The 23,131-nt window shown below is 71.5% G+C and carries 22 protein-coding genes; 11 read left to right on the plus strand and 11 right to left on the minus strand.

Annotated features, from left to right (window positions below):
* Positions 1–242: 242 nt before the first annotated feature.
* Entirely contained in the window at positions 243–467 is a 225-nt protein-coding gene (locus ABD817_RS28500; protein WP_344921278.1) for a hypothetical protein, read from the plus strand.
* 58 nt (positions 468–525) lie between these two features.
* Here ABD817_RS28500 and ABD817_RS28505 read toward each other — a convergent pair whose 3' ends face one another.
* Positions 526–2,049 carry a leucyl aminopeptidase gene (locus ABD817_RS28505; RefSeq protein WP_344921279.1) on the minus strand — a complete coding sequence of 508 codons (1,524 nt, stop codon included), beginning with the start codon at positions 2,047–2,049 and terminating at the stop codon, positions 526–528.
* Positions 2,050–2,246: 197 nt separating this feature from the next.
* Positions 2,247–2,414 carry a DUF3117 domain-containing protein gene (locus tag ABD817_RS28510; RefSeq protein WP_084195322.1) on the minus strand — a complete coding sequence of 56 codons (168 nt, stop codon included), beginning with the start codon at positions 2,412–2,414 and terminating at the stop codon, positions 2,247–2,249.
* A gap of 189 nt (positions 2,415–2,603) precedes the next feature.
* Between ABD817_RS28510 and ABD817_RS28515 the strand changes: the two genes are divergently transcribed.
* Complete coding sequence (locus ABD817_RS28515; RefSeq protein WP_344921280.1) at positions 2,604–3,386, plus strand: PaaX family transcriptional regulator; 783 nt, start codon at positions 2,604–2,606, stop codon at positions 3,384–3,386.
* A 28-nt stretch (positions 3,387–3,414) separates the two neighbouring features.
* Here ABD817_RS28515 and ABD817_RS28520 read toward each other — a convergent pair whose 3' ends face one another.
* Positions 3,415–3,999, minus strand: coding sequence for a DNA-3-methyladenine glycosylase I (locus tag ABD817_RS28520; RefSeq protein WP_425583421.1), 585 nt, complete (start codon positions 3,997–3,999; stop codon positions 3,415–3,417).
* Positions 4,000–4,016: 17 nt separating this feature from the next.
* A complete protein-coding gene (locus ABD817_RS28525; protein WP_344921281.1) occupies positions 4,017–4,850 on the minus strand; it encodes a hypothetical protein in 834 nt (277 codons plus the stop codon).
* A 385-nt stretch (positions 4,851–5,235) separates the two neighbouring features.
* Between ABD817_RS28525 and ABD817_RS28530 the strand changes: the two genes are divergently transcribed.
* Positions 5,236–5,586 (plus strand): hypothetical protein, encoded by a 351-nt coding sequence (locus ABD817_RS28530; RefSeq protein WP_344921282.1) that lies wholly within the window; start codon positions 5,236–5,238, stop codon positions 5,584–5,586.
* On the opposite strand, the gene ABD817_RS28535 is transcribed toward ABD817_RS28530, so the two are convergent.
* From ABD817_RS28535 to ABD817_RS28550, 4 genes are all read right to left on the minus strand, one after another.
* Positions 5,563–6,150: an LOG family protein gene (locus ABD817_RS28535; RefSeq protein WP_344921283.1), complete on the minus strand. Its 588-nt coding sequence runs from the start codon at positions 6,148–6,150 to the stop codon at positions 5,563–5,565. The two genes, ABD817_RS28530 and ABD817_RS28535, sit on opposite strands and share 24 nt — an antisense overlap.
* A gap of 9 nt (positions 6,151–6,159) precedes the next feature.
* The gene (locus ABD817_RS28540; RefSeq protein ID WP_344921284.1) at positions 6,160–6,954 is read right to left on the minus strand and encodes an LOG family protein; all 795 of its coding nucleotides are present in this window, start codon (positions 6,952–6,954) and stop codon (positions 6,160–6,162) included.
* A 238-nt stretch (positions 6,955–7,192) separates the two neighbouring features.
* Complete coding sequence (dapE, locus tag ABD817_RS28545) at positions 7,193–8,254, minus strand: succinyl-diaminopimelate desuccinylase (protein WP_344921285.1); 1,062 nt, start codon at positions 8,252–8,254, stop codon at positions 7,193–7,195.
* Positions 8,255–8,328: 74 nt separating this feature from the next.
* Positions 8,329–9,183 carry a 2,3,4,5-tetrahydropyridine-2,6-dicarboxylate N-succinyltransferase gene (locus ABD817_RS28550; protein ID WP_344921286.1) on the minus strand — a complete coding sequence of 285 codons (855 nt, stop codon included), beginning with the start codon at positions 9,181–9,183 and terminating at the stop codon, positions 8,329–8,331.
* Positions 9,184–9,252: 69 nt separating this feature from the next.
* On the opposite strand from ABD817_RS28550, the gene ABD817_RS28555 reads away from it, so the two are divergent.
* Positions 9,253–10,077: a hypothetical protein gene (locus ABD817_RS28555; RefSeq protein WP_344921287.1), complete on the plus strand. Its 825-nt coding sequence runs from the start codon at positions 9,253–9,255 to the stop codon at positions 10,075–10,077.
* Between the two features lie 63 nt (positions 10,078–10,140).
* Here the strand turns inward: ABD817_RS28555 and ABD817_RS28560 are convergent, their stop codons facing one another.
* From ABD817_RS28560 to fdxA, 3 genes are all read right to left on the minus strand, one after another.
* Positions 10,141–10,818: a DUF4178 domain-containing protein gene (locus ABD817_RS28560; RefSeq protein ID WP_344921288.1), complete on the minus strand. Its 678-nt coding sequence runs from the start codon at positions 10,816–10,818 to the stop codon at positions 10,141–10,143.
* Positions 10,819–10,829: 11 nt separating this feature from the next.
* A complete protein-coding gene (dapC, locus tag ABD817_RS28565) occupies positions 10,830–11,909 on the minus strand; it encodes a succinyldiaminopimelate transaminase (protein WP_344921289.1) in 1,080 nt (359 codons plus the stop codon).
* Positions 11,910–12,057: 148 nt separating this feature from the next.
* Entirely contained in the window at positions 12,058–12,384 is a 327-nt protein-coding gene (fdxA, locus tag ABD817_RS28570; protein WP_344902423.1) for a ferredoxin, read from the minus strand.
* Between the two features lie 160 nt (positions 12,385–12,544).
* Here fdxA and ABD817_RS28575 point away from each other — a divergent pair, with 160 nt between their 5' ends.
* The 7 genes from ABD817_RS28575 (at position 12,545) to cysS (ending at position 23,005) form a co-directional block, all read left to right on the plus strand.
* The gene (locus ABD817_RS28575) at positions 12,545–12,730 is read left to right on the plus strand and encodes a putative acetyltransferase (protein ID WP_329085793.1); all 186 of its coding nucleotides are present in this window, start codon (positions 12,545–12,547) and stop codon (positions 12,728–12,730) included.
* Positions 12,731–12,896: 166 nt separating this feature from the next.
* Positions 12,897–13,958, plus strand: a complete 1,062-nt coding sequence (locus ABD817_RS28580) for an ABC transporter substrate-binding protein (RefSeq protein WP_344921292.1) — start codon at positions 12,897–12,899, stop codon at positions 13,956–13,958.
* Positions 13,959–14,086: 128 nt separating this feature from the next.
* Positions 14,087–14,839 (plus strand): class I SAM-dependent methyltransferase, encoded by a 753-nt coding sequence (locus ABD817_RS28585; protein WP_344921293.1) that lies wholly within the window; start codon positions 14,087–14,089, stop codon positions 14,837–14,839.
* A gap of 111 nt (positions 14,840–14,950) precedes the next feature.
* Positions 14,951–17,479 carry a hypothetical protein gene (locus ABD817_RS28590; protein ID WP_344921294.1) on the plus strand — a complete coding sequence of 843 codons (2,529 nt, stop codon included), beginning with the start codon at positions 14,951–14,953 and terminating at the stop codon, positions 17,477–17,479.
* Between the two features lie 3 nt (positions 17,480–17,482).
* Positions 17,483–19,540 carry a UvrD-helicase domain-containing protein gene (locus ABD817_RS28595; protein ID WP_344921295.1) on the plus strand — a complete coding sequence of 686 codons (2,058 nt, stop codon included), beginning with the start codon at positions 17,483–17,485 and terminating at the stop codon, positions 19,538–19,540.
* A 49-nt stretch (positions 19,541–19,589) separates the two neighbouring features.
* Entirely contained in the window at positions 19,590–21,431 is a 1,842-nt protein-coding gene (locus ABD817_RS28600; protein ID WP_344921296.1) for a sigma factor-like helix-turn-helix DNA-binding protein, read from the plus strand.
* A 185-nt stretch (positions 21,432–21,616) separates the two neighbouring features.
* The gene (cysS, locus tag ABD817_RS28605; protein WP_344921297.1) at positions 21,617–23,005 is read left to right on the plus strand and encodes a cysteine--tRNA ligase; all 1,389 of its coding nucleotides are present in this window, start codon (positions 21,617–21,619) and stop codon (positions 23,003–23,005) included.
* Positions 23,006–23,131: the final 126 nt, after the last annotated feature.

Genomic DNA, 23,131 nt, shown 5'->3' on the forward strand with positions numbered 1-23,131 from the left:
ACGACGCTCGCTGAACAGTGCCCGCTGACAGGGCCCGCTGACGACGCTCGCCGACAGGGCCCGCCGACACCGCCCGCGACACGCCCCAGGATTGGGCAATGCCGTTCACACGGGTCCGAAAAGCGATCACCAGGATCCTGAAAGACGCGGGTCAATCCCCTACGGGCCGGAAACGATGCCGGTAAGGCCATAGCGACACAACGCGGGCCTTTTCCATGATCATCGATATACAGGGGTGCGCCATGACGGTTGCCGCCAAGCTGGACAAACTGCTCGACAAGGACTACGAGGGAGCCGACCTTCACTCGCTTCCCAACGCGCCGGTCAGCGCGCTCTCCGGGGTCAGCGAGAGCGACGCCCAGGACCTGGCCAAGGCGTTCGGCATCAAGACCATCGGCGACCTCGGCCGCAACAAGCACTTCCGGGCCGCGGAGGCCATCGTCAGCCTCTCCGAGGCGAGCAGGTAGAGGCGCCGGGCGGCGCCCGCGCACCGGGCCGGCGCCAGGCTCGCGAGCCTGGCGCCGGTCACCCCTCTCCGGTCACCGTCCTCCGGTCACCGTCGTCGAGCCCCGACAGCCATTCGAGCAGCAGGCGCACGCCGTATCCGGTGGCTCCCTTGCTGAGGAGGCCCTCGTCGGCGCCGCTGCGGCCGACGCCCGCGATGTCCAGGTGCGCCCACGGCCGTCCGCCGGTGAACTCGCGCAGGAACAGCGCCGCGGTGACGGAGCCCGCGCCGTAGGTCGATCCGGCCTCGACGTTGGTCAGGTCGGCCACCGACGATTCGAGCGCCGGGACGTAGTCGTCGATCAGCGGCATCCGCCAGAGCCGCTCCCCGCTGGCCGCCCCCGCCCCGATCAGCGCGCCGGCCAGCTCGTCGTCGGAGGCGAAGACCGCGCCGAGCTCCTTGCCCAGGGCGATGCCGATCGCCCCGGTCAGCGTGGCGACGTCGACCATGACGTCCGGGTCGAGCTCCGCGTCGGCGTAGGCCAGCGCGTCGGCCAGGACCAGACGGCCCTCGGCATCGGTGTTGAGCACCTCCACCGTCCGGCCGCCGTACTGCGTGATCACGTCGGAGGGGCGCTGGGCCGTGCCGGAGAAGGAGTTCTCGGCGGCGGCGACGAGGCCGGTGACCCGCACCCGCGCGCCGAGCGCGGCCAGCGCGCCCAGGACCGCGATGACGACGGCTCCGCCGGCCATGTCGGTCTTCATGAACACCATGTTGCTCGTCGGCTTGAGCGACAGGCCGCCGGTGTCGTACGTGATGCCCTTGCCGACCAGGACCACGTGGCCGGTCGCGTCCTCGGGCTCGTAGGAGAGCTGGATCAGCCGGGGCGGGTTCACCGACCCCTGGCCGACGGCGAGGATGCCGCCGAAGCCGCCGGAGCGCAGCTCCCGCTCGTCCCACACCCGCACCGCGACGCCCCACTCGGCGGCACGCTCGGCGGCGCGTTCGGCGAGCCAGGCGGGGAACTTCACCGAGGAGGGGGTGTTGGCCAGGTCCCTGGCGAGCGCCACGGCCCCGGCGATCACCTCGGCCCCGGCGACCTCCGCCTCGACCCCGTCGCCGACGAATTCGAGCGTCACCGGGGAGGACTTCGCCTCGCCGACCCTGAAGGTGTACGTGGCCAGGAGGGCGCCCTCCACGAACGCGGCCACCGGCCCGTCCGGGAGCACGATCCTGATGGCGTCCCTGCCCTTGCCGCGCCGCGCCACCGCCGCGCCCGCCCTGCGCAGGGCGGGCGCCGAGCCGTCGCCGACCCCGTAGAGGAGCACCCGGCCGACGGCGTCGCCGTTCGCGACGGGGACCTCGACGATCTCGCCCGCCTCGCCCTTGGCCTTGTGGTGGGCGAGCAGGGCCGCCGCGGGCACCGGCAGCTCGATCTCGGGGGCGAGGTCGTCCGCGAAGGGGACGGCGAGCAACTCGGCGTCACCGGGGAGCGCGGTCCCGGCGTCCTCCCCGGTGGCGGGCTCCGCGCCCCCGGGGGGCGCGCCGGACAGCCCCCGCGCGTAGGGAACGCGAGGCAGGAGCAGATGGGGGGAGATGGGCATAGGGGTAACTCCAGTCATCAGACCCGGCGTGGAGAAGGACACCGGGGAGAACACCGCGGCCCTGGCGCGAGCCGCCGTGAGGCGGTCCGACGGCCAGGGCCGTGTTCATCGTCGGTCTCGCGGGCCGTCGCAGGTGTCATGCTCCCCGAGCAAGCTCAAATAGGGCCCGGCTCCACCACTTCCGGTGTGGATCGGGATCAACCGACGATTTTCTTCAGTTCCTCACCGAGGGCGCTTGCCTCGTCCGCCGAGAGCTCGACGACAAGGCGGCCGCCACCCTCCAGGGGAACCCGCATGACGATCCCCCTGCCTTCCTTGACGACCTCCAGCGGACCATCACCGGTCCTCGGCTTCATAGCCGCCATGCGTGTATCCCTTCCTGCTTCGGGCTCCGGATCTCCGACTGACCCGAGGGTGGCCGACGCATTCACGTCTTCTGTGATGTCCTATTATCCCGCCTCCGCACGGAGAATGGGAACGATCAGTCTCAGCGTCGGCTCATCCGGCGATCAAGACCGTTGTCCGAGACCCCTCAGACGACCAAACTTGTCCTCGTGAACGCCCGCGCCGCTCTCTTCGATCTGTACGGGGACCACCTCAGGTCCCGAGGCGGTCGCGCGTCCGTGGCCGCCCTCGTCCGGCTCCTCGCCCCGCTGGACATCGCGGCCCCCGCCGTGCGCACCGCCGTCTCGCGGATGGTGCGGCAGGGCTGGCTCGCGCCCGCCCGGCTGCCCACGGGCCCCGGCTACGAGGTCACCCCCAAGTGCGTGCACCGCCTCGACGAAGCCGCACTGAGAATTTACCGAGTCGGGACGATCACATGGAACGGCCGGTGGCACATCCTCGTGGTGGAACCCGTGCGCGAGCGCTCCAGGCGGGAGCGCCTGCGCTCCGACCTGGCCTTCATCGGGTACGCGCCCCTGTCGGAGACGACCTGGATCGGGCCGAGGCCCTCCCCCGAACTGGACGCGATCCTCGACGGCGAGGGCTTCGCCGCCGACCGGTTCGACGCGGTGCTCGACGGTGACCCCGCCGCGCTGGTCGCCAGGACCTGGGATCTGAACGGCATCGGAGCCGCCTACGAGGAGTGGATGGCCCAGGCGATGGACCTGGTCGGCGCGCTGCCCGACACCGCGAGCGGCGACCAGGTGTTCGCCACCCGGAGCAGGCTGCTGCACGGCTGGCGCAACTTCCTGTTCCGCGATCCCGGGCTCCCCGCGGAGCTCCTGCCTCGGGGCTGGCCGGGAGAGAAGGCCAGGATCTACTTCGAGCACGAGGCCGGACGGCTGCTCCCGGCCGCCGCCGCCTTCGTCGACCGCCACCTCGGCGAGGCGTAGCGGAGGCCGCTCGCGGAGGGGAGGGACGTCAGGCCCGGCGTGTCCAGCAGTCGGCCAGGTGATCGTTGACCAGGCCGATGGCCTGCATCAGCGCGTAGGCGGTGGTCGGGCCGATGAAACGGAAGCCGTGCGCCTTGAGCTCCTTGGCCAGGGCCTTGGAACCGGCGGTCTGGGCGGGCACGTCCGCCAGGGTCTTCGGGACGGGCGCGTCGGGGTCGGCGTGCTTCCAGACGAGGTCGGACAGGCCGACGCCGAGCGCGGCCCGCGCGTTGGCGATCGTCGCCTCGATCTTGGCCCGGTTGCGGACGATGCCCGCGTCACCGAGCAGGCGGGCGACGTCCTCGTCGCCGAACGCGGCCACGGCCGGGATGGAGAACCTCGCGAAGGCGGCCCGGAAGTTCTCCCGCTTGCGCAGGATCGTGATCCACGACAGGCCGGACTGGAACGACTCCAGCGCGATCCGCTCGAACACCCGGTCGTCACCGGTGACCGGGCGGCCCCACTCCTCGTCGTGGTAGGCGACGTAGTCGGGGGCCGAGGTCGCCCAACCGCAGCGCACGAGCTCCACGGACTCTGCGGATTCTGCGGACCCTGTGGGCTCCGCGGGGGCCACGGCTCGCGGGGTCTCGGTCACCGGGGGTCCTCGGTCTCCTGCCGCTCCCCCGTACGGAGGCCGACGGAACCGGGAGACGACTCCTTCGACTCCTTCGACTCCGAAACCCCGGATGAGGAGGGCTGGGAGGACGAGTCCGGCACCTGGGACGGCTCGGACGGCCTGGCGAACCGCGACACACCGGACTTTTCGGACGCCTCGGCGACCCGGGGAAGCTCCTCCGGCTCGAAGGACTTGGCGGGCTCGGCAGGCGCGGTGGGCTCAGCAGGGGCGAAGGGCTTGGCAGCCTCGGAAGACCCGGCGGAGACGGAGGGGTCGGCGGGTTCAGAGAGCTCCGCGGGCTCAGAAGGCTTGGCAGGCTCGGCGGAGGTGGAGGGGGTGGCGGGCTTGGCCCGCCACTCGCCGGACAGCTCCTCGGACGCCTCGACCCCATCCCCGCCGGAGGAGTCGGAGGACCCGGGCGGCGTCTCGCGCTCGGTGCGTGAAACGACCGGCGACCCGCTGGACAGCTCCTCGGACGCCCCGAACCCGTCCCCGCCGGAGAGCTCGTACGGCGCCTCGGGCCGGCGCGCGGGGGGTTGGGAGCCGGGGTTGAGCTCGTGGCGGGCCTGGAGCCTGCCGGCGAGCAGCTCCGACACCCGCTGCTCCAGCACGGCGATCCTGGTGTCGCGCTCGCTCAGGGCACCGGCGACCCGGTTCAGCGTCTCGTCCACGCTCTGCGTGTTGTATCCGACGAGGCTCACCGGGAGCTGAAGGGCCATGAAGTCGACCGCGCCGAGCTGACCCGCCTGCGGCAGGTTCAGCGGGGGCACGTCGGGGGCGAACTCACTCAGCTCACCTCCCCGGCCCATGGCGACCACCGTGACACCGGCGATAACGGCTACGGCAGCGAGAGCTAATACGACCAGCACATACGAATCGTGCCACATCTGTGCTGACCTAGGATCGGATCATGATGTCCTCCCCGGCGTGGAGGGCCGGGGATGTCGGCGTCCGGCCTTCCGGCCGGGTCCGTCGGATCGCGGTTCACCGGCCGGGTAGCCTCGAAACCTCCCCGCGCGGACACCGCGCACCCCGCCGCGTTCGGAGAAACATGTCCCACCTGGTCATCGCGGAACATCCCGCCCTTACCGGGCCGCCTCCACGCGCAGGGAGACGTCTCCCTCCCGTCCGGAGGGCTCCGGGGGTTCCAGCTCCGAAGGGCCAAGTGTCCGCCCTGGCCACCCTGGACGTCCGGTGACGGCCTTCGTCGTGCTCCGTCCCGGTGACCCGGCCGAACCCGGCTGGGTCGAGGCCCGTTCGGTCGGGGAGGTCGAGGAGCTCGTCCGTGCCGGGCACACCGTGGTCGTCACCCCCGCCCGGCTCGCCGCCGTCATCTCACCCGTCCCACCCGCCGGTGACACCGAAGCCGCCGCGAAGGAGCGGGACGCCGAGGCCGCGGAGCTCACCGCGGCCTCGATCTGCGCCTGGGCCGGTGCCCGCGTCTTCCGTACGGACCGCGTCGAGCAGGTGCGGCTCGCGGTCGAGATGACGGACTCCCTCGCCGGGCGGCGCCCGCCCGCGCTAACCCGCCGTGGCCTCGCCTAGCTCCTCCGCGCTCGGCTCCAGGTGCGTGGTCGACTTCTCCAGCAGCCGGAACGCCTCGTCGACCGTGGTGGTCCAGGAGATGGCGTCGAAGACGTTCGGGCGGGTGAAGCCCGCCTCGTCCATGCCCTCGACCAGTTCCCGCAGCGGCGCGTAGATCCCCCAGGGGTCGAGGACCACCAGCGGCTTGTCGTGCAGGCCCAGCGTGCGGGACGTCCAGATCTCGAACAGCTCCTCCAGCGTCCCGATGCCGCCGGGCAGCACCAGGAAGGCGTCGGAGCGGGCGTCCATCACGCCCTTGCGCTCGCGCATGTCGGTGGTGACCACCAGCTCGTCGGCTCCCTCGTCCGCGAGCTCGATGTCCACCAGCGACTGGGGGATCACTCCGATGGTGCGGGCGCCGCCCGCGCGGGCCGCGCGGGCCACGGCTCCCATGCAGGAGACCCTGGCTCCGCCACTCACCAGGGTGTGCCCGCGCCTGGCGAGCTCGGTGCCGACCTGCTCCGCCAGTTCCGGATACTTCTTGTCGATCTTCTGACTCGATGCGAGGAATACACAAATGAACACGCACTGACCTTATTCGGCATCGCCGACCGTGGTCATCGCCGCCTTCCGCTCCTCTTCCAGTCGGCCGCCTCTCTTGCTGTCGGCCTCCGTGATGATCCGGACCGCCTCGTCCACGTCGTCGGTGACGTGAATGAGATCCACATCCGCCGGAGAGATCTTGCCCGTTCCCACGAGGGTGTTCTTGATCCAGTCGATCAGGCCGCCCCAGAACTCCGTCCCCATCAGCACCACGGGGAAAGAGGTGACCTTCTGGGTCTGGACCAGGGTGAGCGCCTCGAAGAGCTCGTCCATGGTGCCGAAACCGCCGGGCAGCGTGACGAATCCGCAGGAGTACTTCACGAACATGGTCTTGCGGACGAAGAAGTAGCGGAACTCGATGCCGAGGTCGACGTACTCGTTCATGCTCTGCTCGAAGGGCAGCTCGATGCCCAGTCCCACCGAGATGCCGTCCGCCTCCACGGCCCCCTTGTTGGCGGCCTCCATGCAGCCGGGGCCGCCACCGGTGATCACGGCGTAGCCCGCCTCGGACAGCTTCCGGCCCAGCTGGATCCCCATCTCGTACTCGGGGCTGTCCACGGGGGTGCGCGCGGACCCGAAGACGGTCACCGCCTGGGGGAGTTCGGCGAGCTGGCCGAAGCCCTCCACGAACTCGGCCTGGATGCGCAGCACCCGCCACGGATCCATGTGCAGCCAGTCGGCCGGGCCCCTTCGATCAAGAAGCCGCTGGTCATGGGTGGAGTCGGAGACGAGATCGCCGCGAACCACGGCGGCTCCCTGGCGACGTTCCGGACGTGTTTTCTTCATGCGGGTCACCGTAGCGCCGTCCCGGAAAAATCTTGAAAAATCTCCACGAAAACATGGAACCGGATTTTGAACAGTGCGCGTCTAACTGCCGAGGGTGCTGCTCGGGACTGAAAGTGGCTTTCCCCGCCAAATGGCCGGCGAGGAAAGCCACTTTCATTTGTGCCCCACCCCTCATGGCCCCTCCCCGCTCTCGCGCGTCGAGGCCCGCGTCCGCCGCGAACAGGCGCCCCGGCCCCTTTCAGGACAGCCAGCCGAGCATTCCGCGCTCGCAGTCGGCGATCTTCTTCAACGAGACGAACTCGTCCTTCTGGTGCGCCAGATTCGGATCGCCGGGACCGTAGTTGACCGCGGGCACGCCCAGGCCGGAGAAGAGCGAGACGTCGGTCCAGCCGAGCTTGGCCCGCGGTGTGCCGCCGACGGCGTCGACGAAGGCCCGCGCCGTCGGGTGGTTCAGGCCGGGCCGCGCGGCGGCGGCGGCGTCGGTGAAGTGGATCTCGTACCCCTCGAACACCTCGCTCACGTGGGCGCGCGCGTCGTCCAGCGACAGGTCGGGGGCGAAGCGGTAGTTCACCGTCACCGCGCACTCGTCCGGGATCACGTTGCCCGCGACGCCGCCGCCGATGCCCACCGCGTTCAGGCCCTCGTGGTACTCCAGCCCGTCCACGACGGGAAGCCTCGCCTGGTAGGCGTTCAGGATCGCGAGCACCGGCTCGGCGGCGTGGATGGCGTTCACCCCGAACCAGGACCTGGCGCTGTGCGCCCGCTTGCCCCGGGTGACGATCCGGGCCCTGAGCGTGCCCTGGCAGCCGCCCTCGATCACCCCGTCGGTGGGCTCCATGAGCACGGCGAAGTCGCCCGCGAGCCAGTCGGGACGCCTGCGGCTGAGCCGGAGCAGCCCGTTCCGCTCGGACTCGATCTCCTCGCAGTCGTAGAAGACGTACGTCACGTCCCTGGTGGGCTCGGGAAGGGCGGCCGCCAGTTTCAGGGCGACCGCGACACCGGCCTTCATGTCCGAGGTGCCGCAGCCGTACAGCCGGTCACCCTCGACCCGGCTGGGCAGGTTGCCGACGACGGGGACGGTGTCGAGGTGCCCGGCGATCACCACCCGCTCGCCTCGGCCCAGGTGGGTGCGGGCCACGATCGCCTCGCCGTCGCGCTCGACGGTCAGGTGCCGGAGCGGACGCAGTGCCTCCTCCACGGCGTCGGCCAGGGCCTTCTCGTCGCCGCTGACCGACTCGACGTCCACGATCCCGGCGGTGAGCTCCCCGACATCCTGCGTGAGGTCCAGACGCGTACTCATGCCCGCGACCCTAGTGCCCGCACGGGGTCCGGCCGAGTCCGGCCCCTGACGTCGTTATCTGTACCCACTGACGGCTATCCGTGCAGGATCCGGTTGATTTCAGCCCTGCCGGGCCGGTGGCCCTCCTCCAGGCGCTCGACCACCAGGACACAGCCCAGGCCGAAGGCGCCGCCGGGAAACTCGCGCTCGCGGGTGCCCCCGGTCGCCACGCACCAGCCGGGGACGCGCCCGCGCTCCAGTTCCTCGCCCGTCCGCGCGTCGAGGACCGGGGTCGAGGCCGACAGGATCGTCCCGGCACCGATCACGGCGCCCCGGCCCACCCGGGCCCCGTCGGCGATCACGGCCCGGCCGCCGATCAGCGCGCCGTCCTCGACGATCGCGGGCACCACCCCTGACGGCTCCCCGGCGGCGCGAAAGTCCTCCGCGCCGTCCCGGCCGCCGGTCTCCCCGACGCCCACTCCCCCGGACAGGTGGACGTTCCTGCCGATCTGGGCGCACGAGCCGATCGAGGCCCACGTGCCCACCGTGCTGCCCTCGTCCACGTGGGCGCCGATGTCGACGAACGAGGGCATCAGCACGACGCCCGGCGCCAGGTGGGAGCCCCAGCGGGCGATCGCCCCCGGCACGACGCGTACCCCCTCGACGGAGGTCTTCAGCGGGACGCGGTCGTGGTGGTGGAAGTCGCCCACCTGGGACCTGGCCGCGCCGAGCACCCGGAACGCGAGCAGGACGGCCCGCCGGGCGCGCTCGTCCACGACCACCTCGCCGGTACGGGAGACCTCGGCCACCCGGGCCTTGCCGCTGTCGAGCATGTCCACCGCGCTCACGACGACGGCGCGCGCCCCGGTGTCGGCGGGACTCAGCTCGGCCCTGCGCCACCACAGCTCGTCGACGGCCGCGGGCAGCGGGCTGGCATCGCTCTGGATCATGGTCCGGAGCCTACGTTCACGGCGTTCCACCAACCCGCGCAATCGCTGGGGACCTGTAGGTTCTTGACCGTGCCAGGGCGCTTCTCAAAAGGGGTCATCGCGATCATCGCGATCGTGACCGTGCTCGCGGTGGCCATCACCGTGGGTCTCTTCAGCCTGCTCAGGCGGGTGACACCGCTGGTCGACCTCGGCGAGGGGTGCAAGATCACGACACCGGCGGGCTCGCTGGACCTGGACATCGAACAGGCGAAGGTGGCGGCGGTCATCGCGGCGGTGGCGGCCCGCAGGAAGCTGCCCGAGCGGGCCGTGGTGATCGCCTACGCCACCGCCATCCAGGAGTCCAAGCTGGAGAACCTGGTGGGTGGCGACCGCGACTCGGTCGGCGTGTTCCAGCAGCGCCCCTCCCAGGGGTGGGGCGAGCCCCGGCAACTCGTCGACCCCGTCTACGCCTCGGGGAAGTTCTTCGCCGCGCTGGTGAAGGTGAAGGGCTACCGGAAGCTGCCGCTCCACGAGGCGGCCCAGGAGGTGCAGCGCTCGGCCGACGGGACGGCGTACGCCCAGCACGAGGACGACGGGAAGATCCTCGCCGCGGCGTTCACCGGGCGCGTCCCCAAGGCGGTGCACTGCTGGTTTCCCGCCCCGACGGGCAAGACCCCCCTGCCCGACGCGCGCGGGGCCGAGCGCGGGCTCGCCAGGGCGCTCGGGCCCGGCGACACCTTCGAGGCCCCCTCGCGCAGGCGCGGCTGGCTGGTGGCCGCCTGGTCGATCGCCCACGCCAAGACGTTCGGGCTCGCCAGGATCCGCTACGACGGCCAGTCGTGGACGGCCGCGAGAAGTCACGACGGCTGGACGGCCGACCCGAAATCCTCCGTCAAGAAGGTCGAGCTGTCCTAAGGCCTGTTTCGTGGCTCTTTTCGCCTACCGCGGTCGCCACGGCGAAGATCCACAAAACAGGCCCTAACCACCCTTCTTCTTCTCGATCCTGATCGTCCCGGGGGCGAGGGGCTGGGCGTGGGAGGCGCTCCAGCGCTTGCCCTGGAGGCGGTCGAAGCTGAGCAGGCGGCCGTCGGCGGCCCGGTAGTCGGCGAAGTCGAGCAGGCCCCGCTCGGGCATCGAGGTGACGCCCTCCCCGCGGAAGGCCGCGGTGCCCCGGTCGACGGGGAAGAAGTCGACCCCCTCGACGCTCAGCGTGGCCTTGGCGGGGATCATGCCCTCCGTGGGCACCGGCGTCCACAGCAGCACCTCCAGGTGCGGCGAATCACCCGCGGCCAGGCCGGCGCGCATCTGGATCGACAGCCACTGGTAGCGGCGGGTGCCGTCGTCGAGGAGGTATTCGGTCCACTGGCTGCCCTGCCACGACAGGTACAGGGCGCCGAGGACTCTGCTGCGGACCCCCTGGCACTCGATCGTGTCGCCGACCTTGATCGTACGGGGGTCGGGGTAGTCGATGCCGACATGGCCCGCGGACGGTCGGGCCGGCGGCCGCTCGGCCTCAACCGAGGGGAGGGGGGTCTCGCCGGAACGCCCGGACTCGCCGGCCTCCCTGTCCTGACGCGTCGTCGCGAAGAACGCGACGAGCAGCAGGACGAGCGTGGCCACACTCAGTCCGATTATCACGGCGACCTCGGGGGTCATGCCGCGCGATCCTACTGGAGGCGCCGCACCGCCGCACCGACCCGTTCGTCGTCGGCCGTCACGGCGATCCTGATGTGCCGCTCGCCCGCGGTCCCGTAGAAGTCACCGGGGGCGACCAGGATCCCCTTCTCGGCCAGCGCGCGGACCTGGTCCCAGCAGCCCGCCCCGTTGGACGCCCACAGGTACAGGCCCGCGGTGGAGTGCTCGATCTTCCAGCCGGCCGCCTCCAGGGCGGGACGGAGCGCCGCGCGGCGGGCGGCGTAGCGGGCCCGCTGTTCCTCGGCGTGCTCGTCGTCGTCCAGGGCGACGGCCATCGCCGCCTGGACCGGCGCGGGCATGATCATCCCGGCGTGCTTGCGTATCTCCAGCAGCCGCTTGACCAGCACGGGGTCGCCCGCGACGAACCCGGCACGGTAACCGGCGAGGTTGGAGCGCTTGGACAGCGAGTGCACCGCGAGCAGGCCCTCGTGCGAGCCGCCGCAGACGTCCGGGTGCAGGATCGAGACCGGCCGCTCCTCCCAGCCCAGCTCGATGTAGCACTCGTCGGAGGCCACGACCGCGCCGTGCTCGCGCGCCCACGAGACGACCTTGCGCAGGTGCTCGGCGGGCAGGACCCTGCCGGTCGGGTTGGACGGCGAGTTCACCCAGACCAGCGGCACCCGCTCGGGTCCGAGCCCGAGCAGCCCGTCGGTGGCGTACGGCTCGGCGCCCGCGAGGCGCGCTCCCACGTCGTAGGTGGGGTAGGCCAGCTCGGGGAAGATCACCCGCTGGCCGGGGCCGACGCCGAGCAGCGTCGGCAGCCAGGCCACGAACTCCTTGGAACCGATCAGCGGCAGCACGTTCGCCTGGTCGAGGAGCACGCCGTGCCTGCGCCGCAGCCACCCGGCGGCGGCCGAGCGGAGGCGCTCGGTGCCGTACGTCAGGGGGTATCCGGGGCTGTCGGAGGCGTCCGCGAGAGCCTGCCGCACGACGGCGGGCACCGGGTCGACGGGCGTGCCCACCGACAGGTCGACGATCCCGTCGGGGTGCGACGCCGCGAGTTCCTTCAGCGGCGTGAGCCGGTCCCACGGGAAGTCCGGCAGACCGTTCATCGGAGCCTCGCCGGGACGCTCGGGGCCTGGGCCTGTGACCGGTCGGGAATGGCGTTCATGGTGATCAGCCGTCGTCCTTCACTGGAACGGGTCTGCCGATGACGGCGCGGGGGGACGGCCGTCGTGACCGTCCCCCCGGCACCGGCTCCTAGTGGCTCTCGGCCTGCGGGGGCAGGGCCGCGACGACCGGGTGGTCCTTCTCGATCTTGCCGACCTTGGAGGCGCCGCCGGGCGATCCCAGGTCCTCGAAGAAGTCCACGTTCGCCTTGTAGAAGTCCTTCCACTGCTCGGGAAGGTCGTCCTCGTAGAAAATGGCCTCTACCGGACAGACCGGTTCGCACGCGCCGCAGTCGACGCATTCGTCGGGGTGGATGTAGAGCATCCGCTCGCCCTCGTAGATGCAATCGACGGGGCACTCCTCGATGCACGCCTTGTCCAGGACGTCCACGCAAGGCTGCGCGATGACGTAGGTCACCTCGGGCTCCTTCTTCTTTACGCACCTAGGCACGACTTCGACCGCGAGTTGCTAAGCCCTAGTATTGCCGTGCCCGCCATGTGTCTGAAACGGGAGGGGGCAAAAGCCGGTGGCCTTTGGTTTCAGCGCTCGCCTGAACATCACCATAACCCCTTCCGACGTGGGCAAAAGAGTCACCACTCGGAGAAGGGTTCCCGAGGGATTCCGCGACGCGGTGGGTGAGCTGGAGTTCTGGCGGGACGGCGTGCTCGGCGTGCGCAGGCGAAACGGCACCCTGGTCGAGATCGACGAGGAGACGCTCGCCGCGGCGAAGGTCGTCCCGGAGTCCCCGCGCCCGCGCGCGTGAATCCGTAGGAGCCCCGCGAGGAGTCCCGCGCCCGCGTGTGGACGACCTTCCGAACGCCCTTTGGACGCCCGCCGGGTAAGCGACTCGCCAAGACACGTATAAGCCGTTCGTTAAGAAGGGCCGCGCCTGCTCGACCAGGCGAATCGCAGCGGAGAGTATTCCGTTCGTGACCGTACGTACCAGCGCCGCAGCCGCCGTGATCCTCACGGCCACGATCGCCGGATGTGGCGCCCCGGCTCCTCAGAACGTCCAATTTCCGCCTCTCAACCCGCAGGCCGCCTCCCTGAAGGAGGGCTTCTCGACGATGGAGCGCCTCGTCGAGGCCGCCAGGAAGGAGGGGGCGCTCACGGTGATCGCGCTACCGCGCGACTGGGTGAACTACGGCGAGATCATCGACACCTTCTCCGAGGAGTACGGGATCAAGGTCCACCAGCTGGAGCCCGACGCCAGCAGCGCCAGGGAGGTCGCGGCCGCGGCCCAGCTCAAGCCGGACGTGTTCGACCTGAGCATGGACGTCGCCGCCGCCAAGACCGCCCTCTTCGCCCCGTACCGGGTCCAGGGCTGGCAGGACATCCCCGACCGCCTGAAGGACCACAGGGGCTTCTGGTACGCCGGGTACGGCGGCTACATGTCCATCGGCTACGACCCGAGCAAGGTCACGGCCCCCGCGTCCTTCTCGGACCTGCTCAAGCCGCGCCACAGCGTCTCGCTGCCCGGCGATCCCCGGGAGGTCTCCGCGGCCTTCAACGGGGTGATGGCCGCCTCCCTCAGGGGCGGCGAGGCGAGGGCCGAGCGGGGCGTGGAGTTCTTCCACCGTCTCAAGAGCGCCGGCAACCTCGCGGCCACCCCCAAGGCGGCCTCGGTCCTCGTCGACTGGGATTACCACAACGTCGAGCGGGCCGCCGCGGACAAGCTGTGGAAGGTGACGATTCCCGGCGACGCGGTGCTCGGCGCCTACTACGTCCAGGCCATCAACAGGCAGGCCCCGCACCCGGCAGCGGCCCGGCTCTGGCAGGAGTTCCTGTTCTCCGACAAGGGACAGAACCTGTTCCTGAAGGGATATGCCCGTCCGGCCAGGATGGAGGCCCTCCAGATGCGTGGCACCCTCGACCGCGAGCTGGCCGCGAAGCTCCCCGCCACCAGCGGGAGCCCCGTGATCCTCTCCATCCCGGAGATCGACAGGGCCAGGGCCTACCTCCAGCGTGAGTGGGCCAAGAAGGTGAGATGAGCCTGAGGCTGCCGAGACTGATATGTCGCGACTTCCCAGAGGCTCTAAAGTGTCTGGAGAGTACCGATAAGAGGCCTCGCGTCTCAGAATGTGAGCTGATCGTCTTGCGATACGACACCCCGAGCTTGATGAGGTGGAACGCTCGCGCCTATGACAGCAGCTTCGGGTACGTCTCAGCGCACGGCGCCCCCCTGGTCGAGCTCCTCGACCCGCAACCGGGGGAACGCATCGTGGATCTCGGCTGCGGCACCGGGGTGCTGACGGCCGAGATCACCTCCCGGGGCGCCCGTGTCCTGGGGATCGACGGATCGCAGGCGATGATCGAGAAGGCCCTGGCGCAGCATCCGGGGCTGGACTTCATCGTCGGTGACGGCCGCACCTTCACGGTGGCCCAGCCGTACGACGCGGTCTTCTCCAACGCCGCCCTGCACTGGATGGGCCAGGAGCCGGACGTGGTGATCACCCGCGTCCGCGAGGCCCTCACACCGGGCGGGCGGTTCGTGGCCGAGATGGGCGGCGCGGGCAACTGCGCCGCGCTGACGGCGGCCCTGTCCACCGCCTGGCGGGAGTACGGGCTGCCCGAGCCCGGCCTGCCCTGGTACTTCCCCACCCCCGCCGAATACGCCACGCGGCTGGAGAAGGGCGGCTTCACCGTCCGCCTGCTGGAATACTTCGACCGGCCGACCCCGCTCGACGAGTGCCCCGGCGGGGCGGCCGACTGGGTGCGGATGTTCGCGGGTTCGCTGCTCAAGGAGGTGCCCGCGGAGATGGTCGACCCGCTGCTCCGCCGGGTGAACGAGCTGGCCGCCCCCGCCCTCCGGCGGGAGACCGGCTGGATGGCCGACTACGTGAGACTGCGGTTCGCGGCCGTACGCCGCTGAACCGACCCAATGCGCCGGGGCGATTTGCCAGACTATGGTCTGTTCCATGAGTCTCGTTCCCCGGCCACATGGAGTGACTCGGGCGGCTTGAGGGGCTGGTGAAGGGAACGGATGAACTTCTGTCTGAGTGACCTCGTGCCGCCGCTGCGCTGGAGCGACGCGGCCACGATCCCACTTCTGCGCGCACAGCCCGACCTACCGGACGCTTGGTGGCGGAGCCTGCCGATGGCCCGCGTGCTCGCCGTGCTGGGCCCGGAGCGGCTCGCCGACATCCTCGCCTCGGTCGCCCTGAACCACTGGCCGGCCGCCGCCGTGGGTGACGTGCTTCCCGCCCTGTACGTCCTGGATCCGGACGACGCGGACGAGCCCTACACGGCCATCGCCCTCGACCGCGCCGGGTCCTGGGCGGGCCTTCTCTCGCTGACCGGCCACGACCTGCGCGACCAGCCGTTCATCCAGCCGGTCCCCCTGCTGCACGCGCTCTTCACCGCGGTCTTCACCCGCCTGGCGGCCCCCGCCCCCGCCCACGCGGTCCCGCCTCCGGCGCACGCGGCCGAGGACTCCCGGGCACCCGTGTCCTCCCTTACGCCCGTCGTGGGCGGATCCACCGAGCGCGAGCCCGCTGTGGATGGGTCCGTCGCGAGCGGATCCACCGTGGGCGAGTCCGGCTCCGGGGAGCTTTCCGTGCCGGACGGCCCGCCCGCCGTGGCGGACCTCCACGCCGAGAACGTTCCCGAGCCGGAGCCCGAGGCCCCCGCGAAGCCGATGCCGCTGCCGAAGCGCAAGGGCCCCCGGGAACGCGACGCCGTACCGGTGCCCGATGCCCGTCGTACGACGGAGACGGACACCGGCCCCAAGGAGCCCCCCGGTTCGCTCTTCCAGCCCGCCTCGGCGAGGAAGGGCAGGCCGACGAGCTCCTTCACGCGGGAAGAGCGGTTCGCGACCGCCTCCGAGGAGGCGGAGGCCGCCGGATCCGGCCCTCGGGACATCCCGGTGGCGGGGGTTCAGGCGGAGGGCGCGCCCGGCCTCCTCCCCCGGCCGGTGCCGTGGGCCGATCGGGCGGACCCCGCAGAAGCCGAACTCGCCGCCGAGGCCGGACCCACCGGAGCGGAGGCCGCCCCGGAAGCCGGAGCGGAACCGGTCGTCGAGGCCGGACCCGAGAGAGCCCAGGCCGCCTCGGACGCCGGACCCGCCGAAGCCCTCCCGGAGGCCGTAGCGGAGCCGGTCGAGGCCGAACCCGCGAGAGTCCAAGCCGCCTCGGAGGCCGGACCCGCCGAGACGAACCCCGATTTCGAGGAAGGCCCCGGCGAGACGGAACCCGCCGACGAGGCCGGACCCCCGGAAGCCGAAGCCGACCCCGGGGGCGACTCCGAGGACAACCCCCGAGACGACTCGCAGGACGACTCCGAGGACGACCCCGTACCCGCCCCCCTCGCGGAGGACGGCGAGGGCGACGGGGCCGGGCCGAAGGTACCGAAGAGCCTGCACTCGCTGGTGGACGCCGTCTTCGCCAACGTGGAGGACAAGCGCTGGGCGGTGGCGCAGAACAGGCTGTTCAGCGACGTCCCGGCGACCGTGGAGGCGCTGGCCAAGCTCTTCGCGGTGTCTCCGGAGATCATCAGCGACATCGAGACCGACCTGCGCCGGGAGCTCGCCGAGTGGGTCTCCTCCGACGAGGCCGCCCCGTACCGGGAGCACCTGGAGGAGACGAAGGAGGTCCTCGGCAAGGCCGCGCCGAGGGAACGGCTGGTCAACGCGGCCGAATGGCACACCCGGGAACTGCACTCCCTCGACGTACCGGCCTGGCAGTTCGTGCTCGCCACCCTCCCCGGCTACCACCTGGTCGACGAGTGGCTGGTGGAGGGCGACATCACCGAGCTGCGCCACCGCACCCGCGACATGATCAGCGGCGCCAAGCCGCCGCTCACCATCAACAAGGCCCTCGACATGGTCTCCTCGCTGGGCATCCATCCCGAGGTGTCCAAGGAGTGGCTGGAGAACGTCCCGCAGCTCCGCATCCTCGGCGCGGGCGAGCGGCCTCCCCAGCGCTCGAACGGCGCCCCCGCCCTGACCGCGGAGAAGCCAGGCGCAGAGCCCGGACAGGAGCCGAAGAAGGCCCCGTTCCGCCCGCTGAAGGACGTCTCGCTGACCAGGCGCTGCTTCCGGCAGCCCGACGGCCGCTGGTGGCTGAGGATCGACGTCACCGGGGAACACCTCGGGGGCGCCGAGTGCCCGCTGCCCAGCGGGTTCGCCGCCTACCTCGGGATGTCTCCCGGTGACGGCCGCACGGTCAGCAGTGCGGTCGGGGAGCTCGTCCTCAGCTGGCACGACAGGCCCGTGCTGGAGTCGCTCATGACGCTCCTGGAGGACGTGGGCGCCAAGGAGGGCAGCCACCTGTTCCTGACCCTGTCGGACGAGGGGGTCCTGCGGGCCAGGCACCTGCCGGCCGCGGGCGAGGAGGTGGAGACCACGGCGCGGGCGCTGCGGCTGGTCGGCTACACCGCGACGGGCGGCACCCCCGAGCAGGCCAAGCGGGTGATCGCCACCCGGGTCGGCATGACGGGACCCGTGGGCACCCCGGAGCTCCTCACCCGGCTGAGGGAACGCGGGGACCGCGACCTCCTGTCACTGTTGGCCTGACCCATGCCCCGCCTCGCCATCTCCCCGGACTTCCCCGTCGAACTCGGCGCCCTGGCTCAGCCGGTGCGCCGGGACGTCGTGGTCTCGGCGCGCAGGTTCCTGCAGAACGTGGCGGGCGCCCCGCACCCCGAGCGGGTCAGGGGGGCGAGGGATCCCCGGGTGGCCACCCTGAGGCTCGCCGACCGGCACCGGGGCGTCGTGGTCAAGCAGCGGGACGTCTACTGGCTGCTGACCGTGCTGCCGGACGCGGAGGCGTGGGCGTACGCGCAGCGCTACCGGTTCGGCGTCAACACGGCGCTGGGCGTGGTCGAGATGTGGGACGCCGAGGCGCTGGACCGGGTGCGGCCCGCGGTGCGCAGGGCGGCCGAGGCGTCCGCGACGCGACTGTTCTCCGACATCTGCGACAGCGACCTGGCCGAGCTGGGGGTCGACGGCCGTTTCCTGCCGCTGGTCAGGCAGATCACCGACCAGCTCACCCTGGAGGCGCTCGAACCGCTGCTGCCCCTGACGCAGTACGAGCCGCTGGCGGCGCTCGCCAGGGGCGAGTCGATGGCCGGGGCCTGGCGGGAGCTGGAGAACTGCCGCGCCGTCGCCGCGGACCCCGAGCCGATCAATCCCGAGGACTTCGGCGCCGCCCTCCTGCGCAGCCCGGACCGGGCCGTCTTCACCGACGACCCGCGCGAGCTGAACCGCGTGCTCGACGCGCCCGGCTGGTGCGTGTTCCTGCGCCCGCCGCAGCACCGGCTGGCGTACTGGGAGTCCTACCAGCAGCCGACGCTGGTCACCGGCGGCGCGGGCACCGGCAAGACGCTCGTCGCCCTGCACCGGGCCGCCTTCCTGGCCGGGCGCGCGAGCGGGCAGATCCTGCTCGTCACCTTCTCCCAGGGGCTGAGCGCCGAGCTCGCGGCCAGGCTCGACCAGCTGATCGAGGACGAGGTGGTCCGCAAGCGGATCGAGGTCGGCAACGTGGACCGGCTGGCCCACCGCATCGTCGCCGAGGCCGAGGGACGCCCGCCCTCGCTGGTCGGCGCCGCCGAGCTGACCGCGCTCTGGGAGGAGACCGAGACCGGCCACAGCCCGGCGTTCCTGCTGCGCGAGTGGGAGCAGGTGGTCCTGGCGCAGAACCTGCGGACCCTGGACGAGTACCTGGACGCCCCCCGCCCCGGCCGCAGCGTCGAGCTCGCGGGTGAGGAACGCACCTCCGTGTGGAAGGCCATCGAGCACGTCACCGAGCAACTGCGGGAACGCGGCAAACGAACCCTGCTGCAGCTCGCCTCCGAGGCGTCGGTACTTCTCGGCCAGACGACGGGGGACCTGCTGGAGGAGGCCGAGCCGGCGCGGGAGCCGTACCGGCACATCGTGGTGGACGAGGCGCAGGACCTGCACCCGGCGCAGTGGCGGCTGCTGCGGGCGGCGGTGCCGCACGCCCGCGACGACATGTTCATCGTGGGCGACCCGCACCAGCGCATCTTCGACACGCGGGTGACACTCGGCGCCGTGGGGATCGACGCGATCCAGCAGCGCCTTCAGGTGTCGTACCGGCTTCCACGGGAGATCCTGTCCTGGGGGGTCCGGTTACGCGGGGGTGGCCCCGCCGACGGGCTCGTCAAGGGTGTGCAGGAGCTTTACGGCTTCAGAGGCATCCGGCACGGGCTCCGGCCGATGGTCCGCGCCTACGATTCACCGCAGGATGAGCTGACGGGTCTGGTGGGACAGGTGGGACAGTGGGTGAATGAGGGTGTGACGCCCGAGGAGATAGCGGTGGCCGCCAGGACCGCCGGCCTCGTGCGTGACGCACGGGCCGCTCTGCGTGATCTGGGGGTGCGGGTGACGACGCTGCACGGTATGAAGGGGCTGGAGTTCCGGCGGGTCGCGGTGATCGGCGTGGGCGACGGGATCGTGCCCGACCCCGACTCCCTCACCCCGGTCGGCGAGGACCCGGCGGCCAGGGCACATGATCTCCAGCGGGAGCGCGGCCTCCTCTACGTGGCCTGCACCCGGGCCAGTGAACTCCTCTACGTTTCTCATTACGGACGGGCAAGTCCCTTCCTTCCTACCTGACCACATAGTCTGAACTGCGGATATATTCCCCTTTGCCGGTTGGACCTCAATGAACCTCAGCCTGAGCGACATCGCGCCACCCTTGCGCTGGACCTCTCCCGGCCAGGTAGCGCCGATCGCGACCGACCCCCGCCTCCCCGAGGCGTGGTGGCAGGCGCTTCCGCTCGACACCGCCTGCTCGACCATCGGGACGTCCGAGGTCGCCGGTCGCCTGACCGACCTCGCCCTGGCGTGCTGGGGTCACCTGATGCTCGGTGACGTCCTCCCCGTGCTCAGGTTCGCCGACCCCGCCGCGAGCGTCCGCACGCCCGAGGGGCTCGGCCGCGAGGTGGTGCACAAGCTGTTCACCGGGGTGCTGGAGCGGCTGCTCGAACCGGTCACCGAGGAGAGCGTCGCCAGCATCCGCCCCTCCCGGCCCGACCGGCCGCTGCCCGAGCTGATCGACGAGGTCTTCGCCACGCTGGACGAGCGGCAGCGGGCCATCGCCAGGGACCGGCTGTACGCCTCCCAGCGGGCCACGCTCGACGACCTGGCCCAGCGGTTCTCGGTCACCAGGGAGCGCATCCGGCAGATCGAGCGCGACCTGCGCGACCACGTCGAGGCCTGGCTCGCCAAGGAGGACGCGGCGCCGCTGATCGCCCACGTGTCCTGGCTGCGGGGCCGGCTGGGCTCCGCCGTGCCCGCCGACGACCTCGCCGCCGCCGTGCCGTGGCACCGCACCGACCTGACCACGCTGGGCATCCCCTCCTGGCGGTTCGTACGGACCCTGCTGACCGGCTACGAGCAGGTGGACGGCTGGCTGGTCGCCGGGGGGGCGGACGAGCTCAGGGAGAAGACCCGGCAGCTGTTCACCGACGGGCCGCGCCCGCTGGACGAGGCCGTGACGCTCGCCAGCCAGCTCGGCATCCGCGAGGACGTGGCCGAGCGCTGGCTCATCGCGGTGCCCCAGCTGCGGGTGCTGGAGAACCACGTGGTCCCCTGGCCGCGCAGCGTCAACGACAAGGCCGAGGCCGTGCTCGCGGTCGCGGGCGGCCCGCTGACGCCCGAGGAGATCCAGGAGCGCATCGGCGAGGACTACAGCCTCGTCGGCATCCGCAACCAGCTCACCGCCGACGACCGGTTCCTGCGGGTCGACCGGAACAAGTACGGGCTGTCACGCTGGGGCGGCGAGCAGTATCTGGGCATCCGGGAGATGATCGTCCGGGAGATCGAGCGGTCCAACGGCGAGGCGTCGGTCAACACGATCGTCACCAACCTCACCGGGCGCTACGACGTGAGCGAGAGCTCGGTCCGCGCGTACGCGGGCGGGCCCGGCTTCGAGCGTACGCAGCGCGGGTGGATCAGGGTGGCCGGAGCCGAGCAGGCCGACTACCAGCCGCGCCGGGACGTCTCGGAGACCCGGCGCTGCTTCCGCAGCCGCGACGGGCGCTGGTGGCACCGGGTGGACGTCAACGCCGAGCACCTGCGCGGCTCGGGCTCCCCGCTGCCGACCGGCTTCGCCGCGCACCTGGGCATGGCCCCCGGCGGCCAGCTGACCGCCGCCACCCCCTCGGGCGACGTGGTGATCAGCTGGCACAACCAGCCGACCATGGGCTCCATCCGCCCCGTCCTGATCGCCGCCAACGCCTCCGAGGGCGACCACGTCTTCCTCACGGTCTCCGACGGCGGCGAGCTGCTCACCCGCTACCTGCCCGCGGCCTCGCCGACCCTGCCCGCCCTGAACCGGGCGCTGCACCTGATCGGCTACACGGCGCCGGTGGCGTCGGAGGCCGAAGGCATCCGCCTGATCGGCGCCCGCATCGGCCTGCCGGAGGGCTGCACCCGCGAAGAGGTGATCGCCCGCCTGCGCGACCGGGGCGACCGCGAGATCCTCGCCTTCCTGGAGGGCTGACCTCTCTCGAAGGCCGGTCTGGGAGTCGGCCCGGGGCCGACTCGGGGGCTGAGGGGTGCCGCGCCGAGGGCTCCCGCTTCGCCCACGCGGGCTCGGGCGCCTTCGGCCGCGTCCGGGCCGGGCCCGGTCGCGCCTGTGTGGACTCGTACGCTGTGGAACCGGACTCGGTTGCGTAGGCTCGGTACATGCTGAGCCTGTATGACACGCGGAATCGCCGGGTCGAGCGGATCGTTCCCGAGGGGACCCGTTCCCTGCGGATGTACACCTGCGGCCCGACCGTCTACAGGTCGGCCCACGTGGGCAACCTCCGGTCGTACCTGCTGTCGGACCTGATCAGGCGGGTCAGCGAGCGGCAGGGGGTCCGGGTGGTGGTCTGCCGCAACATCACCGACGTCGGGCACCTGGTGGACGACGCCGAGATCGACCCCTCCGGCGAGGACAAGATCCTCGCTCAGGCCAGGGCCGAGGGGCGGAGCGCCCTGGAGATCTCGCGGTTCTACGAGGACACCTTCCTGAAGGACACGACGGCCCTGAACATCCGCCCGCCCGAGCACTCGCCCCGGGCAAGCGAGACGATCGACCTGATGGTCGAGATGATCGCCAAGCTGATCGAGAAGGGGCACGCGTACGCGGTGCCCGACGGGTCGGTCTTCTTCGACGCGGCCTCCTTCCCGACGTACGGGGAGATCTCCGGCAACCGGCTCGACCACCTGAGGCCCGGCCACCGGATCGAGGCCGTCGACCCGCGCAAGCGCTTCCACGCCGACTGGGCGCTGTGGAAGCCCTCTGAGGCGGAGCTGACCTGGGAGACCCCGTGGGGCCGGGGCTTCCCCGGCTGGCACATCGAGTGCTCGGCGATGTCGCTGCGCTTCCTCGGCGAGCACATCGACGTGCACACCGGCGGGATCGACCTGCGTTTCCCGCACCACGAGGACGAGCGCGCCCAGTCCGACGCCACCGCCGGGCACGAGGTGGTACGGCACTGGGTGCACGGCGAGCACCTGCTCTTCGACGGGCGCAAGATGTCGAAGTCCACCGGCAACGTGGTCCTGCTCAAGGACGTGGCGGACGCGGGCCTCGACCCGCTGGCCGTACGGCTGGCGCTGCTGGAGCACCGCCACCGCCAGCAGATGAACCTCACCTGGGACACCCTGCGGGCCGCCGACAAGACCCTGCGGCGCTGGCGCGGCCAGGTGGCCGAATGGTCGGAGTCGCCGAGCGGCCCGATGCCCGCCGACCGGGTCTCCCGGATCGAGGCCGCCTTCGACGACGACCTCGACACCCCGCTGGCGCTGCGGCTCCTGCGCGAGCTGGAGCGCGACGACTCGATCTCCCCCGGGTCCAGGTTCGAGACGTTCCTGCACCTCGACCAGATCCTCGCCCTGGACCTCTCCCTCGACATCGGCAGGACGGTCAGGCCGAAGGACCTGCCCGGGGGCGCCGCCGAGCTGCTGGAGCGGCGCTCGCGAGCCCGCGACGCCAAGGACTGGGCCGCCTCCGACCGCCTCCGCGACGAACTGGCCGCCCTCGGCGTGAAGGTCGTCGACACCCCGGACGGCCAGACCTGGTCCTGACGGCCATCCACCCGGACCGGCCCTGACGGTCTTCCACCCGGACCGGCCCTGACGGTCTTCCGCCCGGACCAGCCTGACCGACCTGACGGGCTTCCGCCCGGACCGGCTCTGACGGTCTTCCGCGTC

The sequence above is a fragment of the Streptosporangium oxazolinicum genome, from assembly GCF_039537505.1.
Classification (GTDB): Bacteria; Actinomycetota; Actinomycetes; order Streptosporangiales; family Streptosporangiaceae; genus Streptosporangium; species Streptosporangium oxazolinicum.